The 19,521-nt window shown below is 42.2% G+C and carries 16 protein-coding genes; 8 read left to right on the top strand and 8 right to left on the bottom strand.

Annotation, left to right across the window (positions count from 1 at the left end; all coding sequences use genetic code 11):
• Positions 1 to 234: 234 nt before the first annotated feature.
• A complete protein-coding gene (gene tolC / locus M0M83_RS16340) occupies positions 235 to 1,623 on the bottom strand; it encodes an outer membrane channel protein TolC (RefSeq protein ID WP_125890336.1) in 1,389 nt (462 codons plus the stop codon).
• A 305-nt stretch (positions 1,624 to 1,928) separates the two neighbouring features.
• Here tolC and nudF point away from each other — a divergent pair, with 305 nt between their 5' ends.
• The 7 genes from nudF (at position 1,929) to ftsP (ending at position 11,023) form a co-directional block, all read left to right on the top strand.
• Positions 1,929 to 2,567, top strand: coding sequence for an ADP-ribose diphosphatase (gene nudF, locus M0M83_RS16335; protein ID WP_248466969.1), 639 nt, complete (start codon positions 1,929 to 1,931; stop codon positions 2,565 to 2,567).
• A gap of 144 nt (positions 2,568 to 2,711) precedes the next feature.
• Positions 2,712 to 3,551 carry a 3',5'-cyclic-AMP phosphodiesterase gene (cpdA, locus tag M0M83_RS16330; protein WP_213913057.1) on the top strand — a complete coding sequence of 280 codons (840 nt, stop codon included), beginning with the start codon at positions 2,712 to 2,714 and terminating at the stop codon, positions 3,549 to 3,551.
• A gap of 7 nt (positions 3,552 to 3,558) precedes the next feature.
• On the top strand, positions 3,559 to 4,140 hold the full coding sequence (gene yqiA, locus M0M83_RS16325) for an esterase YqiA (RefSeq protein WP_213913056.1): 582 nt from the start codon (positions 3,559 to 3,561) through the stop codon (positions 4,138 to 4,140).
• Between the two features lie 87 nt (positions 4,141 to 4,227).
• The gene (parE, locus tag M0M83_RS16320) at positions 4,228 to 6,123 is read left to right on the top strand and encodes a DNA topoisomerase IV subunit B (RefSeq protein WP_248466968.1); all 1,896 of its coding nucleotides are present in this window, start codon (positions 4,228 to 4,230) and stop codon (positions 6,121 to 6,123) included.
• A gap of 33 nt (positions 6,124 to 6,156) precedes the next feature.
• On the top strand, positions 6,157 to 8,412 hold the full coding sequence (gene parC / locus M0M83_RS16315) for a DNA topoisomerase IV subunit A (protein WP_248466967.1): 2,256 nt from the start codon (positions 6,157 to 6,159) through the stop codon (positions 8,410 to 8,412).
• A gap of 107 nt (positions 8,413 to 8,519) precedes the next feature.
• The gene (locus M0M83_RS16310) at positions 8,520 to 9,254 is read left to right on the top strand and encodes a 1-acylglycerol-3-phosphate O-acyltransferase (RefSeq protein ID WP_125890330.1); all 735 of its coding nucleotides are present in this window, start codon (positions 8,520 to 8,522) and stop codon (positions 9,252 to 9,254) included.
• Between the two features lie 353 nt (positions 9,255 to 9,607).
• Positions 9,608 to 11,023 (top strand): cell division protein FtsP, encoded by a 1,416-nt coding sequence (gene ftsP, locus M0M83_RS16305; protein WP_213913053.1) that lies wholly within the window; start codon positions 9,608 to 9,610, stop codon positions 11,021 to 11,023.
• Positions 11,024 to 11,094: 71 nt separating this feature from the next.
• Here ftsP and M0M83_RS16300 read toward each other — a convergent pair whose 3' ends face one another.
• Entirely contained in the window at positions 11,095 to 11,709 is a 615-nt protein-coding gene (locus M0M83_RS16300; RefSeq protein ID WP_125890328.1) for a LysE family translocator, read from the bottom strand.
• A gap of 236 nt (positions 11,710 to 11,945) precedes the next feature.
• Between M0M83_RS16300 and folA the strand changes: the two genes are divergently transcribed.
• A complete protein-coding gene (folA, locus tag M0M83_RS16295; protein WP_125890327.1) occupies positions 11,946 to 12,440 on the top strand; it encodes a type 3 dihydrofolate reductase in 495 nt (164 codons plus the stop codon).
• 73 nt (positions 12,441 to 12,513) lie between these two features.
• Here folA and apaH read toward each other — a convergent pair whose 3' ends face one another.
• From apaH to lptD, 6 genes are all read right to left on the bottom strand, one after another.
• Positions 12,514 to 13,341: a bis(5'-nucleosyl)-tetraphosphatase (symmetrical) ApaH gene (gene apaH / locus M0M83_RS16290; protein WP_125890326.1), complete on the bottom strand. Its 828-nt coding sequence runs from the start codon at positions 13,339 to 13,341 to the stop codon at positions 12,514 to 12,516.
• Positions 13,342 to 13,343: 2 nt separating this feature from the next.
• Complete coding sequence (gene apaG, locus M0M83_RS16285) at positions 13,344 to 13,721, bottom strand: Co2+/Mg2+ efflux protein ApaG (protein WP_004257676.1); 378 nt, start codon at positions 13,719 to 13,721, stop codon at positions 13,344 to 13,346.
• 18 nt (positions 13,722 to 13,739) lie between these two features.
• The gene (gene rsmA, locus M0M83_RS16280; RefSeq protein ID WP_004257672.1) at positions 13,740 to 14,549 is read right to left on the bottom strand and encodes a 16S rRNA (adenine(1518)-N(6)/adenine(1519)-N(6))-dimethyltransferase RsmA; all 810 of its coding nucleotides are present in this window, start codon (positions 14,547 to 14,549) and stop codon (positions 13,740 to 13,742) included.
• Positions 14,546 to 15,538, bottom strand: coding sequence for a 4-hydroxythreonine-4-phosphate dehydrogenase PdxA (pdxA, locus tag M0M83_RS16275; RefSeq protein ID WP_248468461.1), 993 nt, complete (start codon positions 15,536 to 15,538; stop codon positions 14,546 to 14,548). Before pdxA ends, rsmA begins: the two co-directional genes overlap by 4 nt.
• Positions 15,522 to 16,841: a peptidylprolyl isomerase SurA gene (gene surA / locus M0M83_RS16270; RefSeq protein ID WP_125890325.1), complete on the bottom strand. Its 1,320-nt coding sequence runs from the start codon at positions 16,839 to 16,841 to the stop codon at positions 15,522 to 15,524. Before surA ends, pdxA begins: the two co-directional genes overlap by 17 nt.
• Positions 16,842 to 17,092: 251 nt before the next feature.
• Positions 17,093 to 19,465: an LPS assembly protein LptD gene (gene lptD, locus M0M83_RS16265; RefSeq protein ID WP_185746836.1), complete on the bottom strand. Its 2,373-nt coding sequence runs from the start codon at positions 19,463 to 19,465 to the stop codon at positions 17,093 to 17,095.
• Between the last annotated feature and the right edge of the window lie 56 nt (positions 19,466 to 19,521).

The raw sequence follows: 19,521 nt of genomic DNA, 5'->3' as shown, positions 1-19,521 counted from the left end.
GGAAAATAATATTTTTATTTGATATCAATAAATTAACTACAGGTTATTTTTTGTTCTAAAACGTAGTGAACAGAGTGAGAATTCACTGAATTTGTGCCATAGGATAATGAAAAGGGGTTGTAAGCGGGCCAATTAGTACAAATTCGCAATTCTAACCGATTTACTTGGCTTCCTTCAAAAAATAACCCGCTATATAAGCGGGTCATTATATCATTTTCAAATAAACTAAGAATTTTAGTTCATTTTTGGCGCATTGGTACTACGAATAATACTAGTTGCAGAGGTTGAAATCTCTTTACCTAAGTTCGCATTCAAACGTGCAATATCGTCTTCGTTCAACGTACCACGAGCAAATTCGATATTCAGTTGGTTAATCATGTAATCGTAACGAGCATTAGACAGATTTTGTTTCGCTTGGTATAGCGCGGTTGTTGCTGTCAATACGTCAACAATTGTACGAGTTCCTACCTGGTAGCCAGCTTCCATTGCATCTAGTGAGCTTTGTGCGGAAACAACGACTTGTTTGTAAGCATTAATACTACTGATTGACGATGATACGTTATTAAATGATGAACGAACTAACTGAACCACATTGCGATAAACGCTTTCTAGTTGTTCGCTCGCACCTTGGAAACCATATTGTGCTTGTTCAACCTGAGAACTGACTGCACCACCAGTATACAGTGGAATGCTTAAATTTAAGCCAATGCTATTTTGTCCATTATAGCTGTTGGTCGCCCCACCACCATATGGCGTGTTATAACCGCTGCCATGCTGATAGGTATTTGCAACGCTAGTAGATGCATCTAAGTTAACCGTTGGCATGTGACCTGTTTCAGCTAAACGGATGTTTTCTCGAGAAACATCTTGTGCTAAACGTGCGCTCAACAGGCTGAGGTTACGCTCTTCGGCTTCTTTTAGGATAGCGTTGATATCGCCCAGCTCATTGGTTTTAAAGCGGTCGATATTTAAAGAAGCGAGTTGGTTGTAGTACACGCCACTGACTTGACGCAGTTTTTCAATCGCATTTTCTAACTCGTTACGGCCTGCAACTTCTTGTGCAATAACGCTATCATAGTTTGCACGGGCGTTTTGCACGTCAGTAATGGCAACAAGGCCCACGTTAAAGCGTTGTGTAACTTGGTCTAATTGGCGATAAACCGCTTCTTTATTTGCTTCAATATAAGATAACGCGTCAATCGCTTTTAAGACGTTAAAATACGCAGTTGCAGTATTTAAAATTAATTGCTGTTGGCTTGTTTGATAGGTGACATCGGAAATACCCGCTGTTTTTTCTTGGATAGTCAATTGGCGCCATTTAGACATATCAAACACAACTTGAGTTAGCTTTAATGAAGCATTTAAACCTGTGCTTTCAGTGTTTCTTGCATCGCGGTAACCACTGCCGTAGCTAGCGCCCGCACCTAAACCTAATTGTGGCAATAATGGGCTGCGAGATTCATTAATTTTTTCAAAAGCTTGATTACGTTCAGCTAATGATTTCCTTAATTCAGGATTACTTTCTTTGGATTTTTGGTAAACCTGTAGTAAATCTTCTGCAAAGCTATTGGTACTGAGACCCACAAAACTCATCGAAATTAAAAGGGGAAGCAGTTTCTTCATTTTGATTCCTTGATTAAACAGCAAATTAAGTTGAGTCTGTTGTCTAAAACGTACCATGCCTAACTAGGCGATAGATGTTAAATTATCCGTTTTAGAGACAGTTATTAAAAACAGACACTATGTTGCTCTTTGATTTGAATAATGGCGCTTATTGTAACAGAGTATCACTTCTATTAACGGTAGCCTTTTGTGCCATTTTGTCTCAATTTATTAAACATTACCTCATCTAAGGTTAAAAAACCTCAAAAACTGTTTTAATCCACAATTATTTCCTTAAGATGGAATAATTGAGTTTGGAGAATGAAATGACAAAACAAATAGAGCAGCCAATTAAATACGGCAAAAATGATGTTGAAATTATATCCAAGCGTAAATTATTTAACGGTTTTTTTCAAATGGTTGAATATCAATTTCGTCATCGCCTCTTCGCGGGCGGATGGAGTAAAGAAATTCGCCGTGAAGTTTTTGAGCGGGGCCATGCAGGTGTGGTTTTACCCTATGACCCAAAAACAGATAGCGTTGTTTTAATTGAACAAATTAGGTTACCTGCTATCGAAACGAGTGAAACACCTTGGTTGCTCGAAGCCGTTGCGGGAATGATAGAGCAGAATGAATCACCCGAAGAAGTTATTCGCCGCGAAGCTGTTGAAGAAGCTGGGTTGGTTATTGGTCGAACTGAAAAAGCGCTAAGTTATCTTTCTAGCCCTGGCGGGACAACTGAGCGCATGCATGTATTTATCGGTGAAGTCGATAGTAGCCAAGCGAAAGGTGTGCATGGGCTCGCGTCAGAAAATGAAGATATTCGTGTACATGTGGTCAGCCGAGTACAAGCATATCAATGGGTTGAAGACGGCACTATTGATAATGCCGCGACAGTTATTGCGATTCAATGGTTACAACTCCACTATCAAAAGCTACATGAAAAGTGGATGAAATCGTTTTAAATACCGATTAATCTGGTGAAGTGTGTGCTGATTAGCAGAAAGTTAGAAAGTAAAGTTTTAAGATAGTTGTAAGTGTGTTTAGCTTTTATATAGTTGTAATAAATAGATTAGGTACTAAATAATATTTAAGGAAAAGGAATACTTTTGGACAGCCAGCTTGAAGTGACTGCAAAGAACTCTAAAATTGTGAGAATTTTACAGGTTACTGATACGCATCTTTTCGCTAATACAGAAAATACGCTTTTAGGGGTAAATACTTACAAAAGCTATCAGGCGGTACTTGATGCTATCACTGAGGAAAATCTCCCAATTGACTTAATTGTTGCGACAGGAGATTTAGTTCAAGACCAATCACCACAAGCTTATCAGCATTTTGCGGATGGCATTGCGCGTATCCCTGCTCCTTGTGTATGGCTTCCTGGTAATCATGACTACCCGCCTGCAATGGTAGAAACACTCCGAGTCGCGGGGATTTCAAGTGCTAAACAAATTTTGATTGGTGATGAATGGCAAATCTTGATGCTGGATAGCCAGCTTCAAGATGTACCTCATGGCGAGCTTTCTGAGCAACAGTTAGAGTGGATGAAAGCCAGCTTAGATGCTGAACCTGAGCGTACTACATTGATTATGCTGCATCACCATCCTCTAGCTTCGGGTTGTACTTGGCTTGATCAGCACAGTTTGAGAAATTCACATATTTTAGCTGACTACTTAAAAAACTATTCAAATGTTAAAGCGATGCTATGTGGCCATATTCATCAAGAAATGGATGAAAATTGGCACGGTATTCGGTTGTTAGCAACGCCTTCTACCTGTGTACAGTTTAAGCCTCACTGTACTAATTTTGCGCTAGACACCGTCGCGCCAGGTTGGCGATATTTAGAATTAAGTATTAATGAACAAAGCCAAAGGCATATTACAACCCGCGTTCACCGTTTAGACACAAGGGAGTTTAGCCCTGACCTTGACTCTGACGGTTATTAATTCGCTTATGTCAACTCTACTTTATATTCATGGTTTTAATAGTTCACCTCAATCCGCTAAAGCTAATAGCTTAAAGCAATGGATTGGTATGAATTATCCACATATTAATATGCTTGTACCGCAGTTGCCAAATTACCCTCAGCAAGCCCAAGCTATGTTGGATGATATTATCCAACAGCATCAGCATGAAAAAATGGGGTTAGTCGGCTCTTCGCTAGGCGGTTATTTTTCAATTTGGTTTTCAGAGCGTTATCAGCTTCCTGCTGTCGTCGTAAACCCCGCAGTGCGTCCTTTTGATTTACTGCAAGACTACTTAGGCGACAATACAAACCCATATACTCATGAACAATATGTGTTGGAAGAAAAGCATATCCATGAGCTAAAATCTTTATACATTGAAAGACTAACTTCGCCTCATCTTATTTGGTTGTTACAACAAATGGGTGATGAAGTACTTGATTATCGAGAGGCTGTTGCCTATCTTTCAAAGTGCAAACAAACTGTGGAACCTGACGGTAATCATGCCTTTATTGGTTTTGAATCTTACTTTTCTCAAATTGTTGATTTCCTACAATTGGCAGAGAAATAGTGTCAAAACGTATGAACACTGTTATTATCAACAGTAACTCACTGATTGAATAGTTCAATTAATCACCTATTACCGCAGAATGACAACATGACTCAATCTAGTTATAACGCAGAGGCCATTGAAGTCCTCAGTGGTTTAGAGCCTGTTCGCCGTCGCCCGGGGATGTATACCGACACCAGTCGACCGAACCATTTGGCTCAAGAAGTAATTGATAATAGCGTCGATGAAGCGCTTGCGGGGCACGCGAGCCACATCGAGGTTATTTTACATGCCGATCAATCCCTTGAAGTAATTGATGATGGGCGGGGTATGCCTGTCGATATTCACCCAGAAATGAAAGTGTCAGCGGTTGAGCTGATCTTGGGGCAATTACATGCAGGGGGAAAATTCTCCAATAAAAACTACCAATTCTCAGGTGGTTTACACGGTGTCGGGATTTCTGTTGTCAATGCGTTATCAAAACGTATTGAAGTTACTGTTCGTCGTGATAGCCAAGTGTATCAAATTGCCTTTGAGAACGGCGATAAGGTGGAAGATTTACATGTACTAGGGACTTGTGGCAAACGTAACACAGGGACCAGCGTGCATTTTTGGCCGGATGGCAGCTATTTTGATAGCCCAAGATTTTCAGTAACGCGTTTAACTCATAACTTAAAAGCCAAAGCTGTTTTATGCCCTGGCGTGAAAATCACGTTTAAGGATAAGCTCAACAATACAGAACAAAGTTGGTGCTACAGCGATGGGTTAACCGATTACCTCATGGAGTCAATTGACGGCCTTGAAGCGTTACCACCAAAACCGTTTACAGGTGAATTTTCTGGGGAAACGGAAGCCGCTCAATGGGCACTGCTTTGGTTGCCTGAAGGTGGTGAATTACTCACGGAAAGCTACGTTAACCTTATCCCTACAGCGCAAGGCGGAACCCATGTTAATGGGCTACGCCAAGGGTTGCTTGATGCGATGCGTGAGTTTTGCGAGTTCCGTAATATATTGCCTCGCGGTGTTAAGCTCTCAGCAGATGATATTTGGGAGCGCTGTACCTATGTGCTTTCCGTTAAAATGCAAGATCCACAATTTGCTGGGCAAACCAAAGAGCGCCTGTCTTCTCGTCAATGTGCCGCCTTTGTTTCGGGGGTGGTGAAAGATGCCTTCAGTTTATGGCTTAATCAGAACGTGCAAGTGGCTGAACAGCTTGCAGAAATGGCCATTTCTAGCGCACAACGTAGAATGCGTGCGGCGAAAAAAGTGGTGCGTAAAAAACTCACCAGTGGCCCTGCATTGCCGGGTAAATTGGCCGACTGTAGCTCGCAAGATCTAAGTATGACGGAGCTGTTTCTTGTTGAAGGGGACTCCGCTGGGGGGTCTGCAAAACAAGCGCGTGACCGTGAATATCAAGCTATCATGCCGTTGCGCGGTAAAATCCTCAATACGTGGGAAGTGTCTTCCGATGAGGTTTTAGCCTCCCAAGAGGTGCATGACATCTCTGTGGCTATTGGAATAGACCCTGATAGTGAAGACCTTAGCCAATTGCGCTATGGGAAAATTTGTATCCTTGCGGATGCGGACTCCGATGGCTTACACATTGCGACACTATTATGTGCGTTATTTGTCCGTCATTTCCCAACACTCGTTAAAGCAGGGCATGTCTATATGGCAATGCCACCGCTATACCGCATTGATTTAGGTAAAGAAACGTTTTACGCCCTTGATGAAAGCGAAAAAAATGCTGTGCTTGACCGCCTTAGCCGCAAGCGAGGTAAACCCAATGTTCAGCGCTTTAAAGGGCTGGGTGAAATGAACCCACTGCAATTACGTGAAACCACATTAGATCCAAATACTCGTCGTCTTGTACAGCTAATTATCGATGATGAAAACTACCAACAAACTCTTGCTGTGATGGACATGCTTCTGGCGAAAAAACGTTCGGAAGACCGCCGTAATTGGCTGCAAGAGAAAGGCGATATGGCTGAAATTGATGTCTAATATCCGAATTGCGATGAGAAAGGAACGAATTGAATGAGTGAAATTACTCATGATGGTGTAGAGCGTTTACCGCTACACGCCTTCACTGAAAATGCCTATCTGAACTATTCGATGTACGTCATCATGGATAGGGCATTACCATTTATTGGCGATGGGCTTAAACCTGTTCAGCGCCGTATTGTGTATGCAATGTCAGAACTTGGCTTAAGCAACACTGCGAAATACAAAAAGTCCGCCAGAACGGTGGGCGATGTTCTCGGTAAATATCACCCGCATGGTGATATCGCTTGTTATGAAGCGATGGTATTGATGGCACAGCCATTTTCTTACCGTTACCCGCTGGTGGATGGCCAAGGGAACTGGGGGGCACCCGATGACCCTAAATCGTTCGCAGCCATGCGTTATACCGAATCACGTTTATCAAAATATGCTGAAGTTTTACTCAGCGAACTTGGCCATGGCACTGTGGATTGGGTACCAAACTTTGATGGTACGCTAAATGAGCCAAAAATGTTGCCTGCGCGTTTGCCGAATATTCTGTTAAACGGAACCACGGGTATTGCGGTTGGGATGGCGACAGATATTCCACCACATAACGCCCGAGAAGTGGCTCAAGCTTTGGTTGCTTTACTGGATAAACCTACGCTAAATCTTGATGACATCATGGCATTTGTGCCGGGACCAGATTTCCCAACGGAAGCAGAAATTATTTCTTCCCGTGATGATATCCGTAAGATTTATCAAAATGGACGCGGTTCTGTACGTATGCGTGCGGTGTGGGAAAAAGAAGATGGTAATGCGGTGATCACGGCATTACCTCATCAAGTTTCAGGTGCAAAAGTACTGGAACAAATTGCCAGCCAAATGCGTGCGAAGAAACTACCGATGGTTGAAGATTTACGTGATGAATCCAACCATGAAAACCCAACACGTTTAGTGATAGTTCCACGTAGTAATCGCGTTGATCTTGAACAAGTGATGACACACTTATTTGCGACAACGGATTTAGAGCGTAGCTACCGCGTTAACCTTAATATGATTGGTTTAGATAACCGACCTGCGGTGAAAGGGCTCGTTGAGATCTTAAATGAGTGGATTGCTTACCGTCGCCAAACTGTGCGTAACCGCTTAAATCATCGGTTAGAAAAAGTATTAAGACGCTTACATATTTTAGATGGTTTATTAATCGCCTACCTGAATATTGATGAAGTCATTGAAATTATTCGTACAGAGGATGAACCAAAAGCGGTTCTCATGTCGCGTTTTAATATTAGTGACACTCAAGCTGAAGCTATTTTAGAGTTAAAATTACGTCATTTAGCCAAACTTGAGGAAATGAAAATTCGTGGCGACCAAGATGAGTTAGCCAAAGAGCGCGATGACTTACAAGCGATCCTTGGGTCTGAAAGACGTTTAAATACGTTGATTAAAAAAGAAATTCAAGCCGACGCCAAAGATTACGGTGATGACCGTCGCTCCCCACTGCATGAACGCGAAGAAGCGAAAGCCATGAGCGAACATGAGATTTTACCGTCAGAACCAATTACCGTTGTGCTTTCTGATATGGGGTGGGTACGTAGTGCTAAAGGGCATGATATCGAGCCGACTAATCTGAACTATAAAGCAGGAGATGGCTTTAAAGGGGCTGCGCGAGGTAAGTCAAACCAAGCTGCCGTGTTCCTTGATACTACAGGGCGCAGTTATTCCATTGACCCGCTGGAATTGCCATCTGCACGCAGTCAGGGAGAGCCTTTAACCGGTAAGCTAACCTTGCCACCTGGCGCAACCATTGAACATGTATTAATGGCGCCTGACGACCAAAAATATTTAATGGCTTCGGATGCAGGTTACGGTTTTATTTGTACCTTCAACGACTTAGTCACTAAAAATAAAACAGGTAAAGCCTTAATTTCTTTACCTGAAAATGCAAAAGTATTGGCACCTATTGAATTGCATAATGAGCAAGAAGATTTGCTGTTGGCAATTACCAAAGCAGGGCGTATGTTAATCTTCCCTGTGGCAGATCTACCTCAGCTTTCGAAAGGTAAAGGGAATAAAATTATCAATATTGCCGGCGCACAAGCGGCAACTGGCGATGATTTATTGACTTGGTTGATGATTTTACCTGTAGGGGCATCAATGACCTTGCATTTCGGTAAGCGGAAGCTGAAGTTTAAAGCGGAAGACTTACAAAAATATCGCTCAGAACGTGGCCGTAAAGGGACATCGTTACCGCGCGGAATGCACAATATTGAGCGTATTGATATTGAGCCAGTAGATAGTGAATAATTAGTAAAGAAAAGCCTTATAAACCTTTTGAGTTATAGACTTCAAAAGGTTTATAAGCAGGTTATATTCATCATGGGCTGAAAAGTCTCTTACAATTTGGGGTTAGTATGTTAGCGCTTATTAGAGCGATCATTGTTATTATTTATACGATTGCAGTATGTATAGGGGGCGGGATCTATTGCCTATTTAGCCCACGTAACCCAAAACACGTAATGACATTTGGTCACATGTTTGGGCGGCTATCCGTCGTTTTTGGGATTAACATCATCAATCGCGTCCCTGAGAAAGCGAAGCGCTATGGCCCGAGTATTTATATTGGTAATCACCAAAACAATTATGACATGGTGACTATGTCGAATGGGGTGCAACCTAGAACGGTAACTGTGGGTAAAAAAAGCTTGGTTTATATACCCTTTTTTGGCTTTTTGTACTGGATCACGGGTAATATTTTAATTGACCGTGCTAATCGTTCTAAAGCTCATAACACAATCACGCAGGTTGCTGACCAGATTAAAAAACGTAAAATTTCGGTATGGATGTTCCCCGAAGGCACTCGCAGTCGTGGCCGTGGTTTACTGCCATTTAAAACGGGGGCATTTCATGCCGCGATTGCCGCAGGGGTACCGATTGTGCCTGTTTGCGTTTCGAGTACACAAGGTAAAATTAAGTTAAACCGTTGGAATAACGGTAGTGTCATTATTGAAATGTTAGACCCGATCGATACATCGCGTTATAGTCGAGAGCAAGTGAGGGAATTATCTGAACATTGCCATGCTTTAATGGAAGCAAAAATTAAAGAACTCGATCTCGAGGTTGAAGAAATGGCAAAGCAAGGGAAATAACCCTAACTAATTGAATTTATTTTAAAAATAGGCAATATATAAATATTGCCTATTTTTTTAGGTTGAACACAGAATACACCGACTTGATTATCGTCTACTCTTCTTATCTTCCCTTTTTAATTACTTACCTTACTATTTATAATTCTATTAATTAAATTTTTACATATTAGATAGATATTTTTAGAATTTAGCATTTTTTCGCGATATCATGGCTCACAAATTATTATGGTCTTAAGTTGTTGCATCTAAGTAGTTATATTACTAGCGCCAACCTGAAATTAGCCATCTTATTGGCTGAAAATTTATAATATTAAATAATAAAATGCGCTGGAATTTTGTTTAGCGGAGAATTTATGTCATTCAATCGATGCCAAACCCTGATAGCGGCAGGGATGGCTCTATGTTTGTCTTATGCACCTATTTATGCGAGTGCAGAAGGGGCGACAGTTTTACCTGTGCCACCGTTATTAGAATCACGGTCGGGACAGCCATTATTTTTAACATTACAAAAAATTCATTGGTCTTTTGATGGAAAATATTCGGCTGATATTTGGGGAGTAAATGGTTCTTCCCCTGGGCCGACAGTCAAAGTAAAAAATGGTGATGATATTAAACTGATTTATAGTAATCGCTTACCTGAAGCGGTTTCGATGACAATCAGTGGGTTGCAAATACCAGGAACACAAATTGGTGGAGCGGCAAGGTTAATTTCACCTAATGCAGACTGGTCTCCGGTGATCCCAATACGCCAAAACGCGGCAACGCTTTGGTATCATGCCAACACTCAAGGAAAAATGGGTGAACAAGTCTATAATGGCTTATTGGGTATGTGGATCATTGAAGATGACGTGACGAAAAATTTGCGCTTACCTAAACATTATGGTGTCGATGATTTTCCTATCATTATTCAAGATAAGCGTTTGGATAATTTTGGCACCCCTGAATACAAAGCAAATGAACATGGATTTTTAGGCGATACATTACTTGTAAACGGTGTGCAAAATCCTTATGTTGAGGTCTCTCGAGGATGGGTGCGTTTACGGTTATTAAATGCGTCGAACTCCCGTCATTATGTAATGAAAATCAGTGATGGGCGCCCATTTTCGTTAATTGCGTCAGACCAAGGTTTGCTAACTGTCCCTGTGAGTGTTCAGGAACTGCCATTAGCGCCGGGTGAACGACGAGAAGTCTTGATTGATATGGCGAAAACGCAGGAGTTAACGATTACTGCGGGTGAGTCGGCTACCTTTATGGACCGTTTAAAAGGGCTATTTGAGCCATCGAACAGTTTAATTTCAACTAATGTATTAACCATCAAAGCGACAGGTTTGATGTCATTGGTAACAGATGGCTTACCGACACAATTAGTTGAAGATAAAACGCAAGTCACATCCAGTATCACACAACGTAATATTCATCTTAATGATGGCTTGGGTATTAATAATGCGACCATTGATACAAACAGGGTTGATTTCTCAAGTCGCCAAGGTAACTGGGAACGTTGGGTGGTGACGACGAATGAACCGCAAGCGTTTCATATTGAAGGCGTGCGCTTTAAGGTGCTAAATCGCAATGGCAAGCCAACACCGGCAGAAGATTATGGTTGGAAAGATACGGTGTGGGTTGATGGCCGAGTCGAATTATTAGTACAAATGATGCAACCCTCCTATAACCATTTTCCATTCTTATTCTATAGTCATAATTTAGAGAAGGCGGATTTAGGCTCGGCAGGGCAAATGGTGGTCGCACCGCAAGACACCATGCAATGATAATCATTATAACAATATTGAATATTCAAAAAGCAGGCGTTTAGCCTGCTTTTTGATGAGGGCGAATAAAGTTAGCTCAGCGCAACGCGAATACCGAAAGCGATTAATACCACGCCAAGGACTCTATCAACATATTTTTGTACTTTTGCTAGGCCTTTTCTTACAGGGGCGCTTTGGATTAAGAAAACTAAAATCGGCCAATAGATAACGGCTAATCCCCAAATAATAAAGGCAAACCACAGCTTCTCACCGACAGTAGAATTAATATCGAGTACTTGGGTAAAGACCGCTAAAAAGAACAACGTGGCTTTGGGATTTAATACATTACAGAGAAAACCTTGCATAAAGGCTTTTTTAAATGAAACCACTTCATGTTTACCCGTTGCTAAATCAACGAAGTGGCTTGATTGTGGGAGTAAACTTTTAATACCGATCCAAACCAAATAGGCCGCACCTGCATATTTTAAAATATTAAATAGCCAAGGAGTGGTCGTGATTAACACAGCAAGACCAGCAACGCAGTAAGACATATGCAAAGCGATCGCGACTATCACACCACATGCAGACATTAATGCCGCAGAGCGTTGGTAGCGAGCTGAGTTTTTGACAATTAAAAAGAAGTCAGGCCCTGGAGAAAGCATACCGAGTGCAGCGATGGTCGCAACCATAATACTCGTTTCGTACATGTTATAATCTCTTTTCCCGTTTAATGTTGGCAAATAAAAATGACCGGCTAAATACTCACATTTAGGCTGATATTAGAGGGGGCATTTTGTTTTTAAATGTTATTTTTAGTCGTAAGTTTATCAATTCGAGTATAAGTGATTCAAAGCTGTTTAAGGAAGCTTAAATTTAGTCGACGAAACAATTCTCTTTCCGTATAGTGTGCTCAATTTTTATATCTTGTTTCTAAGGTGAATAGATGAATATTAGCTTAATCGCAGCAATGGCGATCGATCAGGTTATCGGCATGGAAAAAGCGATGCCTTGGAATTTACCGGGGGACCTTGCGTGGTTCAAACGAAATACGCTAAATAAACCGGTTATTATGGGGCGTGTTACTTACGAATCAATTGGGCGCCCATTACCACAACGTGTAAACATTGTATTAAGCAGTGCGCCTGGGACTGATTCTGATGTTATTTGGGTCACTTCAATTGAAGAGGCATTGGCGGCGGCACAAGCCGTTGAAGGTAATGATGAAGTTATGGTCATTGGTGGTGGCAAAATTTACCAGCAGTTCCTGCCACTTGCGAACAAGCTTTACTTGACGCACGTAGATGCCGAAGTTATCGGAGATACCCATTTTCCAGCTTATGAGCCCGATGAGTGGGACTCTATCTTTACGGAATATCATGAAGCTGACGAAAACAATACCCATGGTTATTGTTTTGAGATCCTAACCAAAAGAGCATAACTTTTGGTGTGAGTACAAAAATGGCGCTTAATGGCGCCATTTTGTTATAACTTGTGGTTAACCATACAAAAAACTATTCTTTGCGGCTTTTCTGATATGACTTTTGTCGGTGATATTGTTTGGTTTCCCAATGGAATAGCGTTAAATCTCCTCCCCAACAGCATCCTGTATCTAAAGCATAGACGTTATCGGGGGTGCATTTCCCTTCGAGCGAGGCCCAGTGGCCAAAAAATACCGAATAATCATCGGGAATTTGGCTTGGTAGATCAAACCAGGGTTTTAGTGGAGCCGGCGCTTTTTTCGGGTTTTCCTTACAAATCATATCTAACTGCCCGTTCGGGAAACAGTAGCGCAAACGTGTTAACGCATTAGTACTAAAACGCAAACGCGCTAGCCCCATTAAGCTTTCAGACCAGTTATTTGGCATGTCACCATACATGGAGTCGATGAATAATGGATAGGCATCACTAGACAGCACCGCTTCAACATCTCTTGCACACATGCGTGCCGTTTCGAGATCCCATTGTGGTGTTATACCAGCATGAGTCATCAAGATCTTTTTTTCTTCATCAATTTGTAATAAAGGCTGACGACGTAACCAGTTGATCAGTTCGTCAAGATCCGGTGCATGTAATAACTCATCGAGGTGATCTTTGGGTTTATTACGGCTGATTTTACAGTAAATCCCTAACAAATGGAGGTCATGGTTACCAAGCACTAAACGAGCGGCAGAACCAAGGCTTTTTACATAGCGTAAAACTTGCAGTGATTGAGTTCCGCGGGCAATGAGATCACCAGTTAACCATAATGTGTCTTTGGTTGGATCAAAATGGACACTTTCCATCAAGTCACGGAGCTCATGATAACAACCGTGAATATCACCTACTAAATATGTCGACATAATTAATTAATCAGTGTTGGGATAGCAAGACGAAAAGCTGGGATATCAACGTGGAAACTGTCCCCTTGTGTGCTTATCATCACATAATAACCTTCCATCGTACCCATTGGTGTTTCAAGGATTGCGCCACTGGTATAACGATATTCTTTTCCTGGTGGAATAAGGGGTTGTTCACCCACTACACCTTCACCTTGAACTTCGGTTTTATGGCCATCACTGTTAGTAATGAGCCAATAGCGGCTCATTAGTTGGATAGGCTCTCGCCCTAAATTACGAATGCAGATTGTGTAAGCAAACACATATCGCGCAATATCGGGTTGAGATTGGCTTTCTATATAGACACTCTGAACTTGGATGCTTACATTTGGCTCATTAAGCATAGTGCCTCCTTCAACTGACTATTCTGAACGGTTAGAGAGATAGTTTGCCATTTTACAATATTGTTCAACAGAAATATTTTCTGCTCGGGTGCTTAAGTCAATACCCAGTTCGGTTAGCTCTTCAACACTGAATAAGTCCCCTAAACTGTTACGGATCGTTTTACGGCGTTGGTTGAAAGCTTGTGTGGTAATACGACTTAAAAATTTAATATCTTTTACCGGGTATGGATTTTCGCGGTGAGGGATCAACCTAACAATGGCAGAATCCACTTTTGGTGCTGGTGTAAATGCGGTTGGTGGTACTTCCAACACAGGCACCACGTTGCAATAATATTGCGCCATAACACTCAAGCGTCCAAAGGCTTTGCTGCCTGGACCTGCAACTAGACGATTCACCACTTCTTTTTGTAACATGAAATTCATGTCAGAAATAGAATTGGTGAATGTGAATAAGTGAAACATTAACGGTGTGGAGATGTTGTAAGGCAAGTTACCAAAGACGCGCAGAGGCTGGCCTGCTTGTTTGGCTAATTCACCAAAATCCACTGTCATTGCATCTTGCTGAATGATAGTTAATTTATCTTTTAGTTGAGGATGAACGTGTAAACGTGCTGCAAGGTCACGGTCAAGTTCAACGACAGTCATTTTATCGATTCGGCTGCCGACAGGCTCGGTTAAGGCACCTAAGCCGGGGCCAATCTCTACAATGGACTGACCCGGTAGCGGGTTCATGGCATCCACGATGCTGTCGATAATAAATTGGTCAGTTAAAAAGTTCTGCCCGAAACGTTTGCGGGCAAAATGCCCCTGATGGACTCGATTATTCATGTATTCTTAGATGTCATTTGGATAGCTAATTTTAATGCGGTAATAAAACTTCCCGCATCAGCATGACCCGTACCTGCGAGTTCAAGAGCTGTCCCATGGTCGACTGAGGTACGGATAAAAGGCAGGCCGAGAGTGATATTCACCGCTCTGCCAAAACCTTGGTATTTTAACACAGGAAGGCCCTGATCGTGATACATTGCTAACACTGCATCTGCATGGTCTAAATACTTAGCTTGAAATAGGGTATCCGCAGGCAATGGCCCAATCAAATTCATTCCTTTTGCTCGTAGGCTTTCAAGTGCAGGCTCTATCGTATCAATTTCTTCGGTACCCATATGGCCGCCTTCCCCTGCATGTGGATTTAAACCACAAACATAGATGGCCGGTTTTTCAATACCAAATTTGGTTTGTAAATCATGGTGCAAAATGGTGATAACTTCATGAAGGCTTTGTTGGGTAATAGCGTCCGACACGTCTTTGAGTGGCAGATGTGTCGTGGCTAATGCAACACGCAGTTCCTCGGTAGCTAGCATCATAACAACGCGTTCACAGCCGCCTCGTTGCGCAAAAAATTCTGTGTGGCCACTGAATGACATGCCTGCATCATTAATAATCCCTTTATGTACGGGACCTGTAACAAGCGCTGAAAATTCACCATTTAAACAGCCATCACATGCTTTTGCTAAGCTCTCCACAACATATTGGCCATTATCAACGTTGAGTTCACCTGCTTTTGCTACCGCTGCCAACTGAACTGGTAGAACGGATAAGTGACCTGCAGGCTGTACTTGACCAATTGAATTGGGGGAGTATTCAATTAATGTCAGAGGCAAATTTAGCGCTTTGGCACGTTGGCGTAATAAATCAGGATCGGCACAAGCAACCAACTCAACAGGCCATTGCTGTTGAGCTAGCTGAATAAGTAGGTCTGGACCAACCCCGGCTGGCTCGCCGGGGGTGATAACAATAGGCTTAATTTGTTTTTTCATCTGTAGATTGGCTGTCACGTCCATCAACCATTTTCACGTAAGCGGAAGCGCGTTGTTCTTGCATCCAGCTTTGTGCTTCTTCGTTAAATTTACGGTTAAACAGTAAACGGTAAGCTTGATCTTTTTGCGCCGCATCTGTTTTATCAACGTTACGAGTGTCTTCTAATTGAATTAAGTGCCAACCAAAATTTGATTGAACAGGCTGACTGAGTTCGCCTTTATTCAGTCTCATTAATGCATCACGGAAAGCTGGGTCATAGACATCAGGCATATTCCAACCTAATTCACCGCCTTTTAACGCACTGCCTGGGTCTTCAGAATTTTCTTTTGCAGCATCTTCAAATGAGATTTTGCCTGAACGAATTTCCTGAGCAATTTGAGTTAGTTTTTGTCTTGCTTGTGCATCATCCATAATTGGAGATGACTTAATCAAGATGTGGCGCGCTTTCACTTCAGTGACAGAAATAGGTTGGCTGCCACCACTGACATCGTTAACACGTAAAATATGGTAGCCGACACCGGAACGAATTGGGCCTGCAATATCGCCTTTTTTCGCATTTTTCAGTTGCTCAGCAAAGACAACGGGTAATTCTTGTAGGCGTGACCAACCCATATTACCGCCTTTCAGCGCTTGCGGGTCTGCGGAATAAGCGATAGCTAATTTACCGAAATCTCCACCTTTTTTCAGTTCAGCTAAAATTTTGTCCACTAATGCTTCAGCGGTTTTTAGCTGCTCTTGTGTTGGGTTTTCAGATAATGGGATCAAAATATGGCTTAAATTCACTCCCATTTCGTAATTTGCTTGTGAGCTCATTTGCTCAGCAAGAGAATCAACTTCTTGAGGTAAAATGGTAACACGGCGGCGAACTTCATTGTTACGCACTTCAGCAATCAGCATCTCTTTACGAATTTCGCTACGATACTGATTCATATTGATGCCATCTGCGGTTAAACGTTGTTGCATTTGCTGCAGTGTTAAACCGTTTTGACGAGCGATATCAGTAATAGTTGCGTCCACAGCTTCATCTGGAATATTGATTTGCATTTGGCTAGCCATTTGCAAAATGATGTTATCCATAACGAGACGCTCAAGGATCTGATGACGCAGAGTTTGATCATCAGGCACCTGTTGACGTGCGTTCTGAGCATTCAGTTTTACCGTGTTGATCATATTCTGGACGTCACTTTCCAGCACAACACCGTTGTTGACGACCGCAGCCACTTTATCCATTTGCTGAGGCGCAGCCAAAGCAGTGGAGCTTGCGAACATCAGTCCCAGAATAAGCGTTCTCCAATTCTTCATAATGGTCCTATAAATATTGACTTTGATTCCGCAAAAGCGGGCTAATCTCTTTTTACTCGTCCTACTTCAAGTTGCAGCGTTGTTGACTGCGCTCATTCGCCCTAGTCACATACTTGTGTATGCTCCTAGCGACTCACTCACTTGTCGCCTAACTGCACCTCGAATTACTTAGAGTAAATACTCGTCCTACTTCAAGTTGCAGCGTTGTTGACTGCACCTCGAATTATTTAGAGTAAATTATGTTATTTTTATCAGAAAGCACGCTGATAAGGCATAATGCCACTTTCTAACATTTTCTGACTACCTAAACTATGATTGTTATTTAGGCCTCTAAGTTCCACATTGATTGACCATTTATTGTCATATTCACTACTGAACTTCTCTTTTTGCCAACCAACTATCTTACGTTCATAGCCAAGATTGACCGCCCAGCAGCAAGTATTGTATTGCAAACCAACCAGTTGGCTAGCAGGTTGCTGTTGTTTGGTATCATAATAATATGATCCTACAAAGCCCCAACGTTCGCTTAATGGCCAACTCATGACAGCACCCACTTGTGAAATACCACGTTGGTATTCAGGAAGTGTATAGGTATAGCCGCCATTCGCAGTATCTTCTCGGCGGAAGGTCGCTTGAATATAATCGCGGTCAACGAAACGGTAGTTCAACTGAACTAAACGATCGGCATCTAAACGGTATTCTGCAACCGCATTCCCCATGGTGACATTACCGAGACGGCGGTCATATTGTAAACCACCCCGTAAGCCCCAGTTATCATCAATTCGCCACATAGAGTCAGTGGCCCACAATAATGAACCCGTGTTGCTTTTATCATCAATAGGGCGATTTGAATCACCTGCACGCGGGCGTTCAAAGTAATAAATTTGACCCACGGAGAAATTAAAGCGTTCTGCTAAAGTATCGTCATAAACACGTGTCGTAACACCGGTGGTGAATTGGTTTGCAGAGGCAATACGGTCAAGGCCACTGTAAATTCGGTCACGGAATAAGCCGCTATAGTCTGATTGCAATAATGAAGAGTCAAAGTTATTGATATTATCTTGATCTTTATACGGAATATATAAATATTGGACGCGTGGCTCTAGTGTCTGAACGAAATCGCTGCCTTGGAAAAGGTCTCGTTCGAAGACAACTTTTGCATCGCTTTTAAACATAGGCAGAACGCGCGTAACATTTTTTTCTAAGCTTTTATCCGTATTCGAGCGAGGGATATCTTGGTCGTAATGAGTCGCATACAATTTGATGCTGTTATTCATATTCGCCCAGCCATTAGATAATGGCAGATTCACTTCAGGCTCAATGTGTAAACGAGTTGCATCTGGGTTATTTTTCCCCACACTCGTAAAACGAGCCGCTTGTGCGTATGTATGCACATCAAAGGCGCCTAAATTATTTTTATAATAATTGAAATCTACTTGTGGCTCTGCTTTATAAGCACGTTTGTTAGGGTTATCTGCAAAAATTTGGAATTGTTTGTGAGTGACTTTCGCATTCCAGTTTGTATCGGAATAACCTGCACTGAATTTTTGCGTGGCGTAGCCATCTGTAGTGTTACCATACTGGGAACTAAAGTCTGTAAAGTAGCTAGGGTCGCTTACTTTGGTATAGTCAGAGTTAAAATTCCAGTGCCCTGCATAAGTTCCTGAATGGCGCCAGTAGAACAACCAACGGTCATCGCTATCACGAGCTTCACGCTTACCACGTTCTTTGTCTTTGATATAAGCTCTGTCACGATTCAGATAATCAAAGGCCACGGTGCCTGTACCTGGCGCGATAAGGTAGCGGAATTCATTATTTAATTTTACACCACGGTGGGTCATAAATTGAGGTGTGATCGTGGCATCATAGTTTGGCGCAATATTCCAATAGTAGGGTAATGAAAACTCTAGCCCATCGTTACTCGAATAGCTCCCAGTCGGAATTAAGAAACCGGAACGACGTTTGTTACCAATCGGTAATTGCATATACGGACTATAGAAAATAGGCACGTCACCCACTTTAAAACGTGCATGCCAGATCTCAGCGACTTCTTCTTCGCGGTCGATAATCACTTCGGAACCCGCAACGCTCCAGCTATTATTGCCGGGTAAACAGGTCGTGAATGTGCCGTTTTCCATAATAGAATAACGGTTTTCACCCCGCATTTTCATTTTTGTCGCGTCACCACGTCCCTGACGGCCTACCATCATGTAGTTACCATCATTCACATCCGTGTTTTTATTATCTAAATTAGACCACGCAGAAGGGCCTTTTAAGATAATTTGTGGGTCATCGTAGTGAACATTACCTGTCGCGGTGACTTCACGGACGGGGAGTTCCCCGGCTGTTTCTGTTTGCGTGAGTTTAACCTTATCAGCGGTTAATGTTTGGTTCCCTTGTTGAATATCAACATTACCTTCATATTCAACAAAATTAGGGTATTCACCACGGACATCTTCAGCGGTAATGTGAATCGGCAGGCTGTTAGGGTCACCTTTTACAATCGGTTTTGTGTAAACAGGGACACCCAGCATACACTGCTGTGCAAGGTCAGCATGCGCTTGCTGACTATAAATTGCCGCCCATACCATGGTGGCGAGTAGTGTTGGATAGCTTTTTTTCATCATTAAATATGGGGTTCCGTCATCATTGGCATCGCCAGCAAACGCTCAAAGACTAA

It is taken from the genome of Providencia rettgeri (genome assembly GCF_023205015.1).
Lineage (GTDB): Bacteria > Pseudomonadota > Gammaproteobacteria > Enterobacterales > Enterobacteriaceae > Providencia > Providencia rettgeri_E.
The sequence above is the reverse complement of the archived record's forward strand: the minus strand, read 5'-3'. Positions and strand labels throughout refer to the sequence as shown.

Bases quoted from the DNA above. Each gene is read 5' to 3' on its own strand.
- parC (WP_248466967.1), top strand. From the start codon at position 6,157: ATGAGTGAAATTACTCATGATGGTGTAGAGCGTTTACCGCTACACGCC.
- rsmA (WP_004257672.1), bottom strand. From the start codon at position 14,549: ATGAATAATCGAGTCCATCAGGGGCATTTTGCCCGCAAACGTTTCGGG.
- parE (WP_248466968.1), top strand. From the start codon at position 4,228: ATGACTCAATCTAGTTATAACGCAGAGGCCATTGAAGTCCTCAGTGGT.
- lptD (WP_185746836.1), bottom strand. From the start codon at position 19,465: ATGAAAAAAAGCTATCCAACACTACTCGCCACCATGGTATGGGCGGCA.
- surA (WP_125890325.1), bottom strand. From the start codon at position 16,841: ATGAAGAATTGGAGAACGCTTATTCTGGGACTGATGTTCGCAAGCTCC.
- folA (WP_125890327.1), top strand. From the start codon at position 11,946: ATGAATATTAGCTTAATCGCAGCAATGGCGATCGATCAGGTTATCGGC.
- apaH (WP_125890326.1), bottom strand. From the start codon at position 13,341: ATGTCGACATATTTAGTAGGTGATATTCACGGTTGTTATCATGAGCTC.
- nudF (WP_248466969.1), top strand. From the start codon at position 1,929: ATGACAAAACAAATAGAGCAGCCAATTAAATACGGCAAAAATGATGTT.
- M0M83_RS16300 (WP_125890328.1), bottom strand. From the start codon at position 11,709: ATGTACGAAACGAGTATTATGGTTGCGACCATCGCTGCACTCGGTATG.
- M0M83_RS16310 (WP_125890330.1), top strand. From the start codon at position 8,520: ATGTTAGCGCTTATTAGAGCGATCATTGTTATTATTTATACGATTGCA.
- ftsP (WP_213913053.1), top strand. From the start codon at position 9,608: ATGTCATTCAATCGATGCCAAACCCTGATAGCGGCAGGGATGGCTCTA.
- apaG (WP_004257676.1), bottom strand. From the start codon at position 13,721: ATGCTTAATGAGCCAAATGTAAGCATCCAAGTTCAGAGTGTCTATATA.
- pdxA (WP_248468461.1), bottom strand. From the start codon at position 15,538: ATGAAAAAACAAATTAAGCCTATTGTTATCACCCCCGGCGAGCCAGCC.
- tolC (WP_125890336.1), bottom strand. From the start codon at position 1,623: ATGAAGAAACTGCTTCCCCTTTTAATTTCGATGAGTTTTGTGGGTCTC.
- yqiA (WP_213913056.1), top strand. From the start codon at position 3,559: ATGTCAACTCTACTTTATATTCATGGTTTTAATAGTTCACCTCAATCC.